General features: G+C 29.9%; 1 protein-coding gene. It reads left to right on the top strand.

The window, feature by feature from the left end:
* The first annotated feature begins 31 nt into the window (after positions 1-31).
* On the top strand, positions 32-1,075 hold the full coding sequence (locus K8344_RS13900; protein ID WP_237609279.1) for a DUF4932 domain-containing protein: 1,044 nt from the start codon (positions 32-34) through the stop codon (positions 1,073-1,075).
* Positions 1,076-1,113 lie beyond the last annotated feature (38 nt).

The following is a 1,113-nucleotide window of genomic DNA, read 5'->3' as shown; positions in this document are numbered from 1 at the left end:
CGTTGTACGCAAGCAAAACAGAATCACGTATATGAAATTAAAATTTATCCTGACAGGAATATTCATAACATTTTTAAGCACATTAAAAGCACAGGAAAATTTGGATGTAAAAGTTGACCACAGAATGGAAGCATTAAGTATCTTCTATACATTGGCAACTGTTGACACAATGGATATTAAACCAACACCATCTAATTATTACAAAGATTTCAAAACCTACTTTGAACCATATAAAAACCATAAGGCATTAAATTGGTACAGAAATTTAGAATCTTGGGATGGATATGATATTGCGTCATTAGGTCTTTTCCTATCCGAAGACTATCCATTTGAAATAAAAATAAAACCTGAAGTTAACTATATCAGAAGCACTTCTAAAGATACATTTCTGTATCATTTTAATGAATTTTACAAGGACTGTAAAGTAAAAAAGTTCATTAAAAAGCATAAAAAACTTTACAAATCGGTTTGCGAAACAGCAAAAGATTCTGTCAAAAAATCTGGAATTTTAAATGAAATTCAATCCTTTTACGGAAAATCCGCAGAGGGAAAATTTGTAATCTATATTGATTTACTAAACAATATGGGAAACAATGCTATTCCATCAAATAATGTCAATTTCAAAGATAATAGAATGTTCCGGCTGGCTTATTTGAATGACGAAGACAAAAATCACACGGATGAAAGCCCTGTTATATTTATACCATATCTTAACGTGGTGACTCACGAAATAAGTCATCTTTTTGTTCAAGATTTTTTACAGAATTACAAAAATGACTTATCTAAAATCAAAACTCTTTTTCTGACAACAAGCAAAGGGGAAAAACTTGACGAATCGAAATGGGAAAATGAATTAGACGAATTGATTGTTCGAGTTTGTACAGCCAGAATTTTGGAGCAAAAGTTCGGAAAAGAAGAAGGTTTAAAAGAAATAGAAAACCAATCACAACATTTTAAATTGGCGATTCCTTTATATGATTTCTTTGAAAATTATATTTTAAACAGAGATAAATACAAATCAATCGCAGATTTCTATCCGAAAATAATGGAATATTTAAAAACCTATGAGGAATAAATGCCTGCGTACAACAATGTATATAAAAAATAGGCGAA

It is taken from the genome of Aequorivita xiaoshiensis (genome assembly GCF_022008395.1).
GTDB lineage: Bacteria > Bacteroidota > Bacteroidia > Flavobacteriales > Flavobacteriaceae > Aequorivita > Aequorivita xiaoshiensis.
The sequence above is the reverse complement of the archived record's forward strand: the minus strand, read 5'-3'. Positions and strand labels throughout refer to the sequence as shown.